A 15,515-nucleotide genomic window follows, 5' to 3' on the forward strand; every position below is an offset into this window, starting at 1 on the left:
AATAATGAGAGCAAGTGACGATAAAGCACTGCAATATGCGATTGCGGAAATTACGGAAATTGCGACTGGATTTGGGCTTGATTTTTATCCGATGCGTTATGAAATATGTCCAGCGGAAATTATTTATACATTTGGTGCATATGGGATGCCGACAAGGTTTTCACATTGGAGTTTTGGAAAACAATTTTTCAGAATGAAATTACAATACGATTTGGGACTTAGTAAAATATACGAACTCGTTATTAACTCTGATCCATGTTACGCCTTTTTATTAGATACGAACTCTTTAATTCAAAACAAATTAATTGTCGCGCACGTTTTAGCACACTGTGATTTCTTCAAAAATAATATTCGTTTTTCAAATACGAAGCGAGATATGGTAGAGAGTATGGCCGCAACAGCGGACCGTGTGAAAGCGTATGAGCATAAGTACGGAAAAGCAGAGGTAGAAACATTTTTAGATGCCGTACTTGCCATTCAAGAGCATATTGATCCGTCGCTTATGCGTCCGAAGCTCGCATGGAGTATTGATGATTTAGAAGAGGACGAAGTAGAAAAGAAAAAGGTTTCGCAATACGATGATTTATGGAATTTAGATAATCGCAATAAAAAGCAGGAACGTTCTAATGTGCGTAAAAAGAAGAAAATCCCACCACAACCGGAGAAAGATTTACTTCTCTTTATTGAAGAATATAGCCGTGAGTTAGAAGATTGGCAGCGTGATATATTAACGATGATGCGCGAAGAAATGTTATATTTTTGGCCGCAGCTTGAAACGAAAATCATGAACGAAGGCTGGGCGTCCTACTGGCATCAACGCATACTTCGTGAAATGGACTTAACATCTGATGAAGCAATTGAATTTGCGAAATTAAATGCAGGTGTTGTACAGCCATCAAAAACAAGTATTAATCCATACTACCTCGGTATTAAAATGTTTGAAGATATTGAAGAACGGTACAACAATCCGACTGAAGAAATGAAGCGACGAGGCGTAAAACCAGGATCTGGCCGTGATAAAATGTTTGAAGTACGCGAAATTGAATGGGACGTATCGTTCCTAAGAAACTACTTAAATAAAGATCTTGTTATGCGAGAAGATATGTACTTATTCCAGCGCCAAGGAAAAGAATATAAAGTAATAGATAAAGAATGGGAAAATGTGCGTGATCAACTCGTAAATATGCGGACAAATGGTGGGTTCCCGTACTTAGTAGTAGAAGATGGAGACTACTTAAAGAACGGAGAATTATACATTAAACATAGTTATGAAGGAATCGAGCTCGATTTAAAATACTTAGAAAAAGTATTACCATATCTTCATCAGCTATGGGGAAGAACGGTGCATATGGAGTCCATCGTGGAGAGTAAGGGCGTTGTGTTTTCTTATGATGGGAAGATGGTGCATCGGAAGTATGTGTGAGGAGAAGAACGGACATAGGATACTGTGTCCGTTCTTTTTTATTTAAAATAGGAAAAATATGCTATTCTTGAAAAAAGGGAGTTACATAGAGAAATGGAGTGATCCAAATGAGCAAAATAGGGGTATGTAAGGTTGATATTACGCCGCCTGTAGGTATTGATTTTGTCGGATATCATAGAGAGACAGGCATAAATAATGTTGAAGAACGTATTTACGGGACAGTTTTTGTATTTGAAAAAGATGAAATGAAGACTGTGTTTATAAGTATTGATAATATTGGGATGCTAGTAGAAGATACGAATATGATTCGTGAGCGAGTAGCAAGTAGGCTTCATGTGCCATTTGAGCGAATAACTGTTGTTTATACACATACACACTCTGGGCCGGAAACAGTCGGTAATCATCCTTTAGTAAAGTCGTATAAAACGATTTTAGTAAATAATGTAGTGCAAGGTGCTGTTACTGCTAATAAAAACTTGAAGCGATGTGAAGTTGGCTGGAGTGTTACGACAGGTGATATTGGGGTCAATCGAAGAGAGAGCACATCTGATGGAAAAGCGAAGATGGGAACAAATATAGATGGTGTTGTAGATAAACGAATTGGTATGTTAGCAATAAGAGATGCTGAAACGAAGGAGTTATCTGGGGTTTTAGTATTTTGTACTGCGCATCCGAATGTTTTAAAAGGTGATAGTGATGAATTATCAGCGGATTATCCTGGAATGACGAGAGAGATTCTAGAGCAGATAGTGAACTGCCCTGTTATTATCGTTCAAGGTGCCGCTGGAAATGTGAATGCGAAATATCGCGGTTCAAGGGAAGCGTTAAAACAAATGGCTTACATACTTAGTGGACATATATTAATGATGTTGCCAGCAGTTACATATAGCCCAATTTTAAATTTAAGGACAGTTTCAAGTATGATGCAAATGAAGTTGAATGATATTCCTGAAATTGATGAGATACGAAGCATGGCTCGATTAGCCGAGAAGCAGTGGGGCGTGAATACGGACGAATGGCTTACTATCGTATTAGAGAAATATAGGCAAGGTATTCGGCGGTTAAGTATTGATTTAGAAGTGCAACTGTTTCAAGTTAATGATGGGATTTTCTCTGGCATACCGATGGAACCATTTTCAGAAACTGCCCTAGAAATGAAAGAAATCCTTCAAAATGAATTAGTTTTCTTTGGTGGATATATGAACGGATATCTTGGTTATTTACCCACAAAAGACGAATATGCATATGGCGGATATGAAGTAGAATTAAGTCCTATTGTGTATGGAACAGTTACAAATTTGTTAATGCCACCGGGAGAGAATACTGCGGAGTTGATTGTGAAGAAGGTTATGGATTTATGTAATAAGGTGAAACTTTAATGAGACAGAATTTTGAACGCAGAGTAAAGAATGTGACTAATTGTGTGATTTTGTTAAGTCAACGTAATTAATAATGATTATCATTATTAATTACGTTGACTTTTAAAAAAAGAAAAACTAGAATTTATAAAGGGATCTTCAATTGTTCGCTATCATTTGTATAGGAGGTAAGTTATGGTGTATAGCTTTATTTCTATAAGATGTAGGTTGGCTCTTTATAGTTTTGGTGTTCTTTTTATCTTTTTTTGTATAGTATTTTTGGTGAATCAAAAGGTGTATGCAGAAGATGTACCGTGGACATCAGTTTCAAATGAGGGAGAACGTGTACTTTTTCAAGAACAATCTTTGTATAGTAATGATCGAAGGGAAGAAGATCTTGTTTCGCCTTCATTTGAAGGGCGTAAACATGGTAGGGAAGATTGGGGAGCCTTCTTAGAAAATACGAAGTTAAATTATTCACCTAACATTCTTACCTATTCTGTTATAGGAATAGATGATCGAATACGGGTTAATGATACAACTTCATATCCGTATAGTGCCGTAGTCCATATAGCAACTCAGTATAATAGTGGAGAAATTTATGGATGTACAGGAGCACTAATTAGTAAAGATACAGTGCTGACAGCTGGACATTGTATTTACAATAAAGAAATTGGTGGATGGGCAACAAATGTTATTGTAACTCCAGGACGTAATGGAGGACAAGCACCGTATTTACCTTATAAAGGAACAAAACTTTACTCGGTAAGTGGATGGACTGATAACGAAAATTCAAATTATGATTATGGAACGATTAAATTAAATGGGTCTCCAGGAGATTATACAGGTTGGTTTGGATATAGAACTACCTATGTAGAATCACCAAAAGGTTTACTTGCGGTGATTCCTGGATATCCAGCTGATAAAATAGGAAATGAACGTTACACAATGTGGAGAGATTATGGTCCAATTGAAGGTGTTAATCCTAGCAGACTAACATACAAGATTGATACTTATGAAGGGCAAAGTGGATCACCTGTATATCATTATTTTGATACAGGTATCAAAATAATAGCCATTCATACAAGAGGGAATAAAAATATGAATTTTGGAAATCGGATAACAGACAATGTGTTTAATAATATTAAAAGATGGTCTGAATAAATATAGTAAATCCATTTGGATTCATTTTTTTAGACTTTGGTATTTAAGAATTTTAAGCGAAATATATTTAACTTCAAGTGAAACTATTGAGTTTGGAAATTTAAATATAGGTGTAGTTCAGTTATCTAAAACAAGTATGCCCTCATACTACACCATTTTTAGGTATTGATGTAATAGTAAAGAAAGTTATAGAACAGAGCTATATGAAAAAGAACTTGGAAATATCTAAGTTCTTTTTTTGTTTCAAATTTGTGAAAGAAAGACATATTGATTGAAATTAAATTTTTTATACTCTATCATATACCCATACAGGTATATGTTTTGTGGTACATGAGAAAATTAAATAATATGGAGGTTTAAAATATGTCCAGAAAAATAGTTGTAGTAGGCGGAGTTGCCGGCGGCGCATCAGTAGCTGCAAGGCTTCGTCGTTTAAGTGAAGAAGATGAAATTATTATGGTTGAGCGCGGTGAATATATTTCATTTGCAAACTGTGGATTGCCATATTATATTGGCGGTGTCATTACAGAAAGACAAAAATTATTAGTACAAACTGTTGAAAGGATGTCAAAGCGTTTTAATTTAGATATACGTGTATTGAGTGAAGTGGTAAAGATTAATAAAGAAGAGAAAACAATTACTATAAAGAATGTAACTACAGGTAAAACATATAACGAGGAATATGATGTGTTAATTCTTTCACCAGGGGCGAAACCAATTGTTCCATCTATCCCGGGTATTGAAGAAGCGAAGTCGTTGTTTACGTTACGGAATGTACCTGATACAGATCGTATTAAAGCGTACATTGATGAGAAGAAACCACGTCACGCGACGGTTATTGGTGGCGGATTTATTGGAGTGGAAATGGTTGAGAATTTAAGAGAACGCGGGATTGAGGTTACTCTTGTAGAGATGGCAAATCAAGTAATGCCACCAATCGATTATGAAATGGCAGCATATGTGCATGAGCATATGAAGGTGCACAATGTTGAGCTTGTTTTTGAAGATGGTGTAGATGCATTAGAAAAGGGCGGGACTGTTGTACGTTTAAAAAGTGGTTCAATTATAGAGACAGATATGATTATTTTAGCAATTGGTGTACAACCAGAGAGTAGTTTAGCGAAGGATGCAGGATTAGCATTAGGAGTTAGAGGGACGATAAAAGTAAATGAGAAATTTCAAACATCGGATCCACATGTATATGCAATTGGTGATGCGATTGAAGTGAAAGATTTTGTTACAGAAACAGAAACGATGATTCCTTTAGCGTGGCCAGCTAATCGTCAAGGTCGCATGTTAGCGGATATTATTCATGGTCATACGGAGTCTTTATATAAAGGTACGATGGGAACTTCTGTGGCTAAAGTTTTTGATTTAACAGTTGCTTCGACTGGAGTAAATGAGAAAATATTAAAACGATTAAATATACCCTATGAGGTAGTACATGTACAGGCAAATTCTCATGCGGGATACTATCCGAATGCTACGCCAGTGCTAATAAAATTAATCTTTAATAAAGAAAGTGGAAAGATTTATGGAGCACAGGCTTTAGGACGTGACGGGGTAGATAAGCGTATAGATGTTATTGCGACGGCAATGAAGGCAAACTTAACTGTAATCGATTTACCGGATTTAGAATTATCATATGCCCCGCCGTATTCTTCTGCAAAAGATCCAGTAAACATGGTGGGGTATGCTGCAAGTAATATAGTAGATGGTTTTGTGGACACAGTGCAATGGCATGAAATAGATCACATTGTTGAAAATGGTGGGTACCTTATTGATGTTCGAGAACCTAATGAACTAAAACAGGGAATGATTAAAGGCTCTATTAATATTCCGTTAGATGAATTACGTGATCGATTGGATGAAGTACCAATGGACAAAGAAATATATATCACTTGCCAACTTGGTATGAGAGGGTATGTTGCAGCGCGTATGTTAATGGAAAAGGGATATAAGGTGAAGAATGTAGATGGTGGTTTTAAGTTGTATGGGACAGTATTGCCAGAACGTGTTGTATATTGATATTTTTCATCTTCTACTTCAAGATTTAGTGGAAGATGAAAATCTATAGATTAAGGTTTTATTTTTTGATTTGCGAACATATAAGACAAAAATTAAAAATAGGGGTTTACAAAATACCCTGTAGGGTATAATATATTGTCATAGGTTAGAAATGGTGACATAATGGTAATGAGGTGATTATAGAATGGAATATAATCAAGATATGAAAAATAGATTGAAACGTATTGAAGGTCAAGTTCGTGGTGTGCTTCGTATGATGGAAGAAGGAAAAGATTGCCGAGAAGTTATTACACAGTTAACAGCATCTCGTTCTGCACTTGATCGTACAATTGGACTCGTTGTTGGAACGAATTTAGAGCAATGTTTGCGTGAACAGTTTGAAAGTGGTAATGGTTCAAATGAAGAGTTAATTAAAGAAGCTGTTCAATTACTTGTAAAAAGCCGATAATCTGTCAAACATAAGTGTTGACAGATTTTCAAAAACGTTTTAATATACCCCTACAGGTATATGTATATGAATTGTGGAGGAATCGATTATGAGTATAAAAGTGGATATGAGTTTAGATTGTAAAGGTTTGGCTTGTCCGATGCCTATTGTGAAAACGAAGAAGGCGATAGAAGGATTAGCACCTGGGCAGGTGATTGAAGTTAAGGCAACAGATAAAGGTTCTACGGTAGATATAAAAAGTTGGGCGAGTAAAGTAGGACATCAATATATCGGGACAAAACAAGAGGGTGATGTATTGGTGCATTATGTTAGGAAAGCAAACGAGCATGAAGTGAATGAAATTGTGAAATATCCACATACAATTACGAATGCAGAATTACAGTCTATATTGTCTCATGGAGAAGAGAGCATTGTATTAGATGTTCGCGAAGCAGCGGAATTTGCTTTTGGCCATATTCCATTCGCCATTTCGGTACCATTAGGTAAATTAGACAGCGCAGTATTAGATAAGACGAAGCAAATTTATGTTATTTGCCGAACTGGTAATCGCAGTGATATAGCTTGCCAAATGTTGAATGAGAAAGGTTATTTAAATGTGAAAAATGTCATTCCAGGTATGGTAGAGTGGCAAGGGAATATAGAGAAGTAAATTTTTTTGAACGAAAATATACCTATGGGGGTAATTAAATGAATGTTAAACCGTTACAAGCAAAAGATGTTGCAGAGAAAGTTTTATTCGGAGAGTTATTCATTTTAGATGTTCGTAATGAGACGGATTATGAAGATTGGAAAATTGAAGGGAAGCAAGTTTCTTCTATTAATAAACCTTATTTTGATTTGTTAGATGGTGTAGATCATATTGTAAGTGAATTACCTAAAGATAAAGATGTTTTAGTAGTATGTGCAAAAGAAGGGTCTTCTATATTTGTGGCAGAGCAATTAACAGAGGTTGGATTACAAAATATTTATTATTTAGCTGGTGGCATGAAAGCTTGGAGTGAATATGTGAAGCCGTTAAAAGTAGGGGATGTACAGGGGGAAGGAAGTATATATCAATTTAATCGTCTTGGAAAAGGCTGTTTATCTTATATGGTTGTTTCTAATGGTGAAGCAGCAGTTATTGATGCAGTAAGAACGGTTGAAGCATATGAGGAGTTTGCGAAAGAGCATGGCGTTACGATTACGAATGTAATGGATACACATTTACATGCAGACCATATTTCCGGAGGACGTAAGTTAGCGGAAAAGGTAGGTGGTACGTATTGGTTACCACCAAAAGATGCAGAGGAAGTTGTTTTCTCATACGAACCGCTTGTTGAAGGATCTGTTATTACGGTGGGGGGTACTAAAATTGTAATTGACGCATTATACTCACCAGGGCATACGATTGGAAGTACGTCATTCATTGTAGATGATTCTTATTTATTATCAGGCGATATTTTATTTGTAGATTCAATTGGGCGTCCTGATCTTGCTGGTAAGGCTGAAGATTGGGTGAGTGATTTAAGAAATACGTTATATACACTTTATAAGGAACTGTCTCAAGATTTAATTGTTTTACCAGCTCATTATTCAAAAATAAGTGAAATGGATGAAAGAGGCATTGTGAGTGCGAGCTTACAAGATCTATTTAAAGAGAACGTAGGGTTAAATATTGCTGATGAAGTAGAGTTTCGTAAAACTGTAACAGAAAACTTACCGCCACAACCAAATGCATATGAAGAAATTCGTCAAACGAATATGGGGAAAATTCATCCGAGTGTGGAAGAAGAGCGTGAAATGGAGATTGGCCCAAATCGTTGTGCAGTGCATGAGTCATTATAAAAATAACAAATTGGAGGAATTGATGATGAATATAAAACAAGTATTAGATGCGAAGGGTTTAGCATGTCCAATGCCGATTGTAAGAACGAAGAAAGCGATGGATACTTTGCAAACTGGAGAAGTGTTAGAAGTACATGTAACGGATAAAGGATCAGTTAAGGATATTCCAGCGTGGGCAAATAAAGGTGGTCATAACATCGTAAAGCATGTAGAAGAAGCTGATGTGCTGAAATTTTGGATTAAGAAGGCGTAGGAAAAAATGTTGTTATAAATGCAGAGAGGGTGGTTATATGAACACAATAGTAAGTACGCTTTTCATTGTACTTGCTGCATGGTTTGTTATTTCACGATTTTTACCAGTGAAAGGTGTGCAAAATATCAGTGGAAAAGAATTAAAGAATATAGTGGAAAAAAAGGGGAAACAACTTATCGATGTTCGTACAGTAGGTGAATATAGAGGAAATCATATGAAAGGATTTCAGAATATCCCGTTAAATGAGTTAGCTAGTAGAGCAGGTCAGTTAGATAAAAATATGGAAGTAATCGTTATTTGCCAAAGTGGAATGAGAAGTAAGCAAGCTGCAAAGATGTTGAAAAAACTAGGGTTTCAGCAAGTAATAAACGTTTCAGGTGGTATGAATGCTTTGTGAGGAGGGACTTTAAAATGAAAGAAATGACAGCAAAAGAATTAGAAGAAAAATTGTTACGTAAAGAAGTAGTAAATATCGTAGATGTCCGTGAAGTAGAAGAAGTAGCAGAAGGAAGAATTCCAGAAGCATGTAATATTCCGCTAAGGCTATTAGAGTTTCGAATGCATGAGTTGGATAAAAAGAAAGAGTATATTATCGTTTGTCGCTCTGGCGGAAGAAGTGGAAGAGCAGTTCAGTTTCTAGAGAGCTACGGTTTTCAAGCAATCAATATGGTAGGTGGTATGTTAGCGTGGGAAGGTAAAGTCATATAGTGAAGTAAGTGATTTGGGCCTTTTTATAAACAAGTAAATACCCCTATAGGTAATTGGAGGGAGAACAATATGGAACAACAGAAGAAAACGACAATCGTGTTATTTAGCGGAGATTACGATAAAGCGATGGCTGCTTATATTATTGCAAATGGCGCAGCGGCGTATGATCAAGAGGTAACTATTTTTCATACTTTCTGGGGATTAAATGCTTTAAGGAAAGATGAACATGTGAATGTAAAGAAAACATTTATAGAAAAATTATTTGGAAAAATGATGCCACGCGGTGCTGATAAGATGGGATTATCCAAAATGAATTTTGCTGGCATGGGGCCGAAGATGATTAAAGGCATTATGAAAAAACATAACGCAATGCCTTTGCCAGATTTAATTGATTTGGCGAAAGAACAAGGAATTAAACTTGTAGCTTGTCAAATGACAGTAGATTTATTAGGGTTAAAAGAGGAAGAGATTATGGAAGGGGTAGAGTTTGCAGGTGTAGGGGCATATTTAGCAGATGCTTCGGATGGGAATGTAAACTTATTCATTTAAATCACCTTCTTTTTAGAAGGCGGGGGATGTAAGATGAGCTTAGTCGTATTACTTTTTATAATTGGGTTTATAGGATCATTTATATCAGGAATGGTTGGGATTGGTGGCGCGATTATTAATTATCCGATGATCTTATACATTCCAGTATTGCTAGGATTTACTGGCTATACGTCACATGAAGTGAGCGGTATTACAGCGGTACAAGTATTCTTTGCAACTTTTGCAGGCGCGTGGGCATACCGGAAAAGTAATGACATGAATAAAACGTTAGTTATGTATATGGGAGCTAGTATATTAATAGGAAGCTTCATAGGGAGTTTCGGTGCTAACATATTAGAGGAACATACAGTCAATGTTGTTTATGCAGCATTAGCTACAATTGCAGCTATTATGATGTTTGTACCGAAACAAAATAATAGTGGAGATGTGAAGTATAATAAATGGTTAGCAAGCTTGTTAGCGTTCGTTGTAGGGGGAGCTTCAGGCATTATAGGAGCTGGAGGTTCGTTCCTTTTAGTTCCCATTATGCTAGTTATTTTAAAATTACCACTGCGCATGACGATCGCGACATCTATCGCTATTACGTTTATTTCCTCAATAGGGATTACTACAGGAAAAGTGATTACTGGGCAAGTAGTTATCATTCCAGCTCTAATTATTGCGGTTGCCAGTATATTTGCTGCGCCACTTGGAGCACGAGTCGGGAAGTGGCTAAATCAAAAAGTACTGCAATATGTATTGTCCACTTTAATTGTAGGCACTGCTGTTAAAATGTGGATCGATATGATATCAAAATAAAAGGATGGTGCTGCTTACAGCCCATCCTTTTATTTATTGCCCGTAAACCTAACGGATTATAGTTTTACTTTATGCCCAAATAACTTTCATTAAGTTTTTATATTCGTCATTTGCTAATTTATATAGCATTCTCGTATGTTCAAAGACAAGTGCTGGATTAAAGTTTGGTTCTGAGAATGCAAGAGATGCTGAAATATCAATTGCATTTTGCTTGTTTAATGTGAATTTTGCAAAGCGATAAGATGTGTTTAATTCATTAATAACATGTAAAATATCATTTGTTGATGTTGCATCAGGCACGTGAGCAACATTGAAGCAGTATATATCTACCGTAGGATGTTCGTTTTGGAAAGCAGCGATAAGTTGAATTTTTGCGCCAGCTTCTGTCTCTAATCCTACTGAAAAATGAACAGATCCATCATTTTCATCTATATTTTCTTCCATGTATATATCGTTGGATTTTAAGTAGTCTTTAAAATCTGAGATGTTATGTTTTACTGCAGCTTTCATATGTATGAGCCCCCTGATAATTGGAATAGATTGCTACTATTTATTATAATTTAAAAATATTAAAAAAGATAGTTAGAAAGTTCTGATTTTTGATTCTGAAGAAATAAAAAGAAGCAGTACTCTACCTCCATAGAGTACTGCTTCTTTATTATTCATTGTCGTTAGATGATGTTTCTGTATCTTCACTGCTATTTTTGTTCTTATTTTTCACTTCATTGTTACTTGATTCGCGTTCACTTGAATTTTCAGACTTAGATTCTTTTGTCTTTTTCGAATCAGAGTCTGAGTCAGACTTTGTATATGCAGGTAGCCCAAGATGAGTACGAAGTTCATTTGTAACATTAGCTAATTCTTTTTTATCTGGATTGTAGTAGTAAGTTCGACCACCACCAGCAGATTTGCTACATGTATCGTCACCTTTTGCCATATAGCAATCATCACCTTGGATTTGTAATTTCTCAATTTCCGAATCCGATCCATATTTATAGAATGAAAGCATATCATCAAATGTTAAGTTTGTAACGAATTGTCCGTTAATATCATCAATGATGTTGCCAACTTTTGTTACGGAACCAACACTTGTTAGTTTCTTTAAAATAGCCTCGATAACGAGTTGTTGACGTTGTCCACGCATTGCATCGCTATCGATGTGTCTTGTTCTAGCAAGAGCAAGAGCTTCTTCGCCATTTAACTTTTGAACACCTTTTTCTAGATGAATTGCCTCAGCATTATCATTGCTATCTTGCTCAGTAAATTCAACTGGTACATCAACTTCAACACCGCCCAAGTCATCGACGATTTTTATAAATGATTTAAAGTTAAATTTCACAAAATAATCGACAGGAACATTCATTAATTTTTCAACTGCATCAATGCTTGCTTGTGGTCCACCATTTTTTCCGTTTTTAGCAGAACCGAATGCATGAGCGTGTGTAATTTTATCTTTTTTCTTTTCTATTGGGATATAAGTATATGTGTCACGTGGGATACTTAATAGTTTAACAGTTTTGCTATCTTTATTAAATGTTGCAAGTAAAAGCGCATCTGTTCTTATAGCTTCACCATATTCTTTTCCTCGGACATCGCTTTCATCAACACCCATTATTAAAACAGAGACGTTATTTGTAATAGGTTTTACAGCTTTATCTCGTAAATCAGATTTATCACCGCGTGCTAAATCGTGTGCGGCATTTCGAACAGCAGAAGATGCTTTATTTACTAAAAACCAAGTATAACCGCCGCCTATTAATAAAACGAATAGTATAGCGCTTATAATAATTTTTATTTTTTTCTTATTTTTTTTCGGTTTACTGCGTGTATTTTCTTGCAAAGATGGGTTTTGCTCCATTTCTTGTACTCCTTCATTTGGATTGAAATACGACACTCATATCCACTTATTATAATGAAATTTAGCGAAAAAAAACATTACAAATCATTTACATTTCGTAAAAATTCAATTTATTTATAAAAAGTCAGATTTTCTATATATTATTTTGTAGATGTAGAATAAGTATAAGGGCTATTAGTAGAAATGAAAATATATATTATGAGAAAGCGATAGGGAAGTAAGATTTGTTGAAATATATCCAAGAAGAAATGAGTAAGCTTACCTATTTCTTCTATATAATAAAGAAGAATTTGACGGATAAAGGAGAGAGCATAATGAATCATACATCATTCCGAGCAATCGTTGTGAACGAAACGGAAAATCATCAGTTTGTAAGAAAAGTTGTTGAGAGAGAAGTAAGTAGTTTACCTGAGGGAGACGTACTCATACAAGTTCATTATTCTTCATTAAATTATAAAGATGCCCTTTCAGCTACTGGTAATAAAGGTGTTACGAGAACGTATCCTCATACGCCAGGAATTGATGCCGCAGGAGAAGTTGTGAGTAGTGAAGATAACTCCTTTAAGGTAGGAGATCAAGTTATTGTAACGGGATATGACTTAGGTATGAATACCTCTGGTGGTTTCGGAGAATATATTCGCGTCCCATCATCTTGGGTCGTGCCTTTACCAGAAGGAATGTCATTAAAGGAAAGTATGATGTATGGGACAGCGGGTTTTACTGCTGCTTTGTCGGTATATAAGCTTATTGGAGCAGGAATCAAGCCTAGTATGGGAGATGTTTTAGTAACGGGTGCTACAGGCGGCGTAGGGAGTGTAGCTGTTAGTATATTAAGTAAGTTAGGGTTTAACGTAGTAGGAGCGACAGGGAAAATGGAAGAGGAAGAAATGCTACTACGTCTAGGAGCGAAAAAAGTGATTCATCGCGCGGAATTGAATGATGAATCAGGAAGACCGATGTTAAAAGGGATATACGCGGGAATTATCGATACTGTAGGTGGACATATGTTAGAAACAGCTTTAAAAACAGTAAAGTATGGTGGTTGTGTAACGACATGCGGTAATGTGGCAGGCCAGGAACTACAAACCACGGTATATCCGTTTATTTTACGAGGTATAAGCCTTTTAGGGATAGATTCTGTGCAATGCCCAGTAGATGTGAGAAGAGATGTTTGGACGCTTTTAGCGAAAGAATGGGGAAATAAAGAATTACTATCTTATACAGAAGAATGTACATTAGAAGAATTAGAGAAGAAGTTTGCACTTATATTGCAAGGAAAGTTAAAAGGAAGAACAGTTGTTAAAATATAATGAAAAAAGAGACGCTTAAGTTAGCGTCTCTTTCTTATTATAATGATTGTTTTAAATTGATTTTACCTTGTTCACCTAAAACACCGTCAGCGATATTTACAGCGTGATCGCCAATGCGCTCTAAGTTACTTACCATATCGACGAAGATGATACTTGCATCACCTGAACAGCTGCGTTCGTTTAGACGTAATACGTGACGTTTACGAAGAACACGTTCCATTTGGTCGATTTTGCGTTCTTTTGCAATAACAGTTTGAGCTAGTTCAGTATCGAAGTTTGTTAAAGCTTCAACTGAGTCATGCAGTGTTGAAATCGTTAATTCTAGCATTTCGTTTAACTCAGCTAATGCTTCGTCTGATAGTGAAACACGGTTTGAAATTTGGAAATCTACAAGTTCTACAAGGTTTTCTACATGATCACCGACACGTTCAATATCTCCAACAACACCTGCTAAAACAGAATGTTTTTCAGAATCCGTAGGTGAAAGTGGCTTTTCTGATAGTAAAACTAAATACTCGGTAATTTTTTTATCTAAATTGTTAATAGCTCCTTCTAATTGAGTAGCCATGTCAGCGTGTTTTTTATCTTGTGTGTTTAAAAATTGGTTTGCTTCTTTTAATCCGTGTAATGAGAACTCAGCCATACGGATAATCTCTTTTTGAGCTTCTGTTAAAGCAATGGCTGGAGATTGTTCAATAAAGATTGGATTTAAATGTTGTGGTTTGAAGTCAATCGCTGCATCTTCACCACGAATAATTTTTGTTACGATCCATGCTAACACTGCAATGAACGGGAATTGAATAATTGTATTTGTTACGTTAAATGTTCCGTGTGCAAATGCAATAGTCATTTCTGGATTCAAGTTTAATGATGTTTGGAAATATTGAATTAAACTTGTAAATGGTACTAATAAAATTGTAAAGATAATTGTACCGATAATATTAAAGATAACGTGAACTAATGCTGCACGTCTTGCTGCAATTGAAGTACCGATCGCTGCTAATACAGCTGTAATTGTTGTACCGATGTTATCACCGAATAATACAGGAAGAGCTGCTTGTAAATCGATTGCACCTTGACCGAATAGTTCTTGTAAAATACCGATTGTTGCGCTTGAACTTTGTACAATTAAAGTAAAGACTGTACCGACAACAATTCCTAAAATTGGATTATCACTCATGCTCACTGTTAATTCTTGGAATGATTCTAAAGAACGAAGAGGTTTCATACCTGCGCTCATTAATTCTAAACCGAAGAATAACATACCAAAACCGAATACAACTTGACCTACAGAATGTACTTTTTTATTTTTAAAGAAGAATAGTAAGATTGCTCCAACTGCCATAACTGGGAGAGCATATTCTCCGATTTTAATTCCGATAATAAATGCAGTAACTGTCGTACCGATGTTTGCACCCATAATAACACCGATTGCTTGTCTTAATGTCATAAATCCGGCACTTACAAGTCCGACTGTTAAAGCGGTTGTTCCTGAACTGGATTGGATTAATACAGTAACTAACATACCTGCTAGTACACCCATAAGTGGGTTTGTTGTAAAACGATCTAGAATATCGCGAAGACGATCTCCAGCTGCTTGTTGCAGTCCATCGCCCATGTATTTAATCCCGAATAAGAAAATACCTAATCCACCAATGAACTGGAAGATCATATCTTGAACATTATATTCCACGCATTCCACTCCTTAAATTTCATGTACGATGTAATTATTAACTGAACCTTGAGTCACTGTAAACGGTTTGCTAGTAAAATTTACACTAAATTTACAAAGGG

General features: G+C 35.9%; 16 protein-coding genes. 13 read left to right on the forward strand and 3 right to left on the reverse strand.

Annotation, left to right across the window (positions count from 1 at the left end):
- The first annotated feature begins 4 nt into the window (after positions 1 to 4).
- The 12 genes from spoVR to MRP26_RS08675 all read left to right on the forward strand — a co-directional run bounded on the left by spoVR (position 5) and on the right by MRP26_RS08675 (position 10,553).
- Positions 5 to 1,423 carry a stage V sporulation protein SpoVR gene (gene spoVR, locus MRP26_RS08620; protein ID WP_048564410.1) on the forward strand — a complete coding sequence of 473 codons (1,419 nt, stop codon included), beginning with the start codon at positions 5 to 7 and terminating at the stop codon, positions 1,421 to 1,423.
- Positions 1,424 to 1,530: 107 nt separating this feature from the next.
- Positions 1,531 to 2,802, forward strand: coding sequence for a neutral/alkaline non-lysosomal ceramidase N-terminal domain-containing protein (locus MRP26_RS08625; RefSeq protein WP_197241353.1), 1,272 nt, complete (start codon positions 1,531 to 1,533; stop codon positions 2,800 to 2,802).
- Between the two features lie 174 nt (positions 2,803 to 2,976).
- A complete protein-coding gene (locus tag MRP26_RS08630) occupies positions 2,977 to 3,945 on the forward strand; it encodes a trypsin-like serine peptidase (RefSeq protein ID WP_053565197.1) in 969 nt (322 codons plus the stop codon).
- 363 nt (positions 3,946 to 4,308) lie between these two features.
- Entirely contained in the window at positions 4,309 to 5,973 is a 1,665-nt protein-coding gene (cdr, locus tag MRP26_RS08635; protein WP_197241351.1) for a CoA-disulfide reductase, read from the forward strand.
- A 184-nt stretch (positions 5,974 to 6,157) separates the two neighbouring features.
- Positions 6,158 to 6,421, forward strand: coding sequence for a metal-sensitive transcriptional regulator (locus tag MRP26_RS08640; protein ID WP_000456206.1), 264 nt, complete (start codon positions 6,158 to 6,160; stop codon positions 6,419 to 6,421).
- A gap of 88 nt (positions 6,422 to 6,509) precedes the next feature.
- Positions 6,510 to 7,070: a sulfurtransferase TusA family protein gene (locus tag MRP26_RS08645; protein WP_197241350.1), complete on the forward strand. Its 561-nt coding sequence runs from the start codon at positions 6,510 to 6,512 to the stop codon at positions 7,068 to 7,070.
- 38 nt (positions 7,071 to 7,108) lie between these two features.
- Positions 7,109 to 8,245: an MBL fold metallo-hydrolase gene (locus MRP26_RS08650; protein WP_053565194.1), complete on the forward strand. Its 1,137-nt coding sequence runs from the start codon at positions 7,109 to 7,111 to the stop codon at positions 8,243 to 8,245.
- A 22-nt stretch (positions 8,246 to 8,267) separates the two neighbouring features.
- On the forward strand, positions 8,268 to 8,498 hold the full coding sequence (locus MRP26_RS08655; protein WP_053565193.1) for a sulfurtransferase TusA family protein: 231 nt from the start codon (positions 8,268 to 8,270) through the stop codon (positions 8,496 to 8,498).
- A 37-nt stretch (positions 8,499 to 8,535) separates the two neighbouring features.
- Complete coding sequence (locus MRP26_RS08660) at positions 8,536 to 8,895, forward strand: rhodanese-like domain-containing protein (RefSeq protein ID WP_064532576.1); 360 nt, start codon at positions 8,536 to 8,538, stop codon at positions 8,893 to 8,895.
- Between the two features lie 14 nt (positions 8,896 to 8,909).
- A complete protein-coding gene (locus MRP26_RS08665) occupies positions 8,910 to 9,206 on the forward strand; it encodes a rhodanese-like domain-containing protein (protein WP_161114504.1) in 297 nt (98 codons plus the stop codon).
- A gap of 69 nt (positions 9,207 to 9,275) precedes the next feature.
- Complete coding sequence (locus MRP26_RS08670) at positions 9,276 to 9,755, forward strand: DsrE/DsrF/DrsH-like family protein (protein ID WP_044783307.1); 480 nt, start codon at positions 9,276 to 9,278, stop codon at positions 9,753 to 9,755.
- Positions 9,756 to 9,788: 33 nt separating this feature from the next.
- Positions 9,789 to 10,553 (forward strand): sulfite exporter TauE/SafE family protein, encoded by a 765-nt coding sequence (locus MRP26_RS08675; RefSeq protein ID WP_197241349.1) that lies wholly within the window; start codon positions 9,789 to 9,791, stop codon positions 10,551 to 10,553.
- A 69-nt stretch (positions 10,554 to 10,622) separates the two neighbouring features.
- On the opposite strand, the gene MRP26_RS08680 is transcribed toward MRP26_RS08675, so the two are convergent.
- Both MRP26_RS08680 and MRP26_RS08685 read right to left on the reverse strand, forming a co-directional pair.
- Positions 10,623 to 11,063, reverse strand: coding sequence for a hypothetical protein (locus tag MRP26_RS08680; protein WP_000642361.1), 441 nt, complete (start codon positions 11,061 to 11,063; stop codon positions 10,623 to 10,625).
- 148 nt (positions 11,064 to 11,211) lie between these two features.
- The gene (locus tag MRP26_RS08685) at positions 11,212 to 12,411 is read right to left on the reverse strand and encodes an LCP family protein (RefSeq protein ID WP_000437406.1); all 1,200 of its coding nucleotides are present in this window, start codon (positions 12,409 to 12,411) and stop codon (positions 11,212 to 11,214) included.
- Positions 12,412 to 12,725: 314 nt separating this feature from the next.
- On the opposite strand from MRP26_RS08685, the gene MRP26_RS08690 reads away from it, so the two are divergent.
- Entirely contained in the window at positions 12,726 to 13,721 is a 996-nt protein-coding gene (locus tag MRP26_RS08690) for a YhdH/YhfP family quinone oxidoreductase (RefSeq protein WP_197241348.1), read from the forward strand.
- A gap of 37 nt (positions 13,722 to 13,758) precedes the next feature.
- Here the strand turns inward: MRP26_RS08690 and MRP26_RS08695 are convergent, their stop codons facing one another.
- The gene (locus MRP26_RS08695) at positions 13,759 to 15,414 is read right to left on the reverse strand and encodes a Na/Pi cotransporter family protein (RefSeq protein ID WP_197241347.1); all 1,656 of its coding nucleotides are present in this window, start codon (positions 15,412 to 15,414) and stop codon (positions 13,759 to 13,761) included.
- Between the last annotated feature and the right edge of the window lie 101 nt (positions 15,415 to 15,515).

This window comes from Bacillus sp. CCB-MMP212 (assembly GCF_022748145.1).
Classification (GTDB): domain Bacteria; phylum Bacillota; class Bacilli; order Bacillales; family Bacillaceae_G; genus Bacillus_A; species Bacillus_A cereus.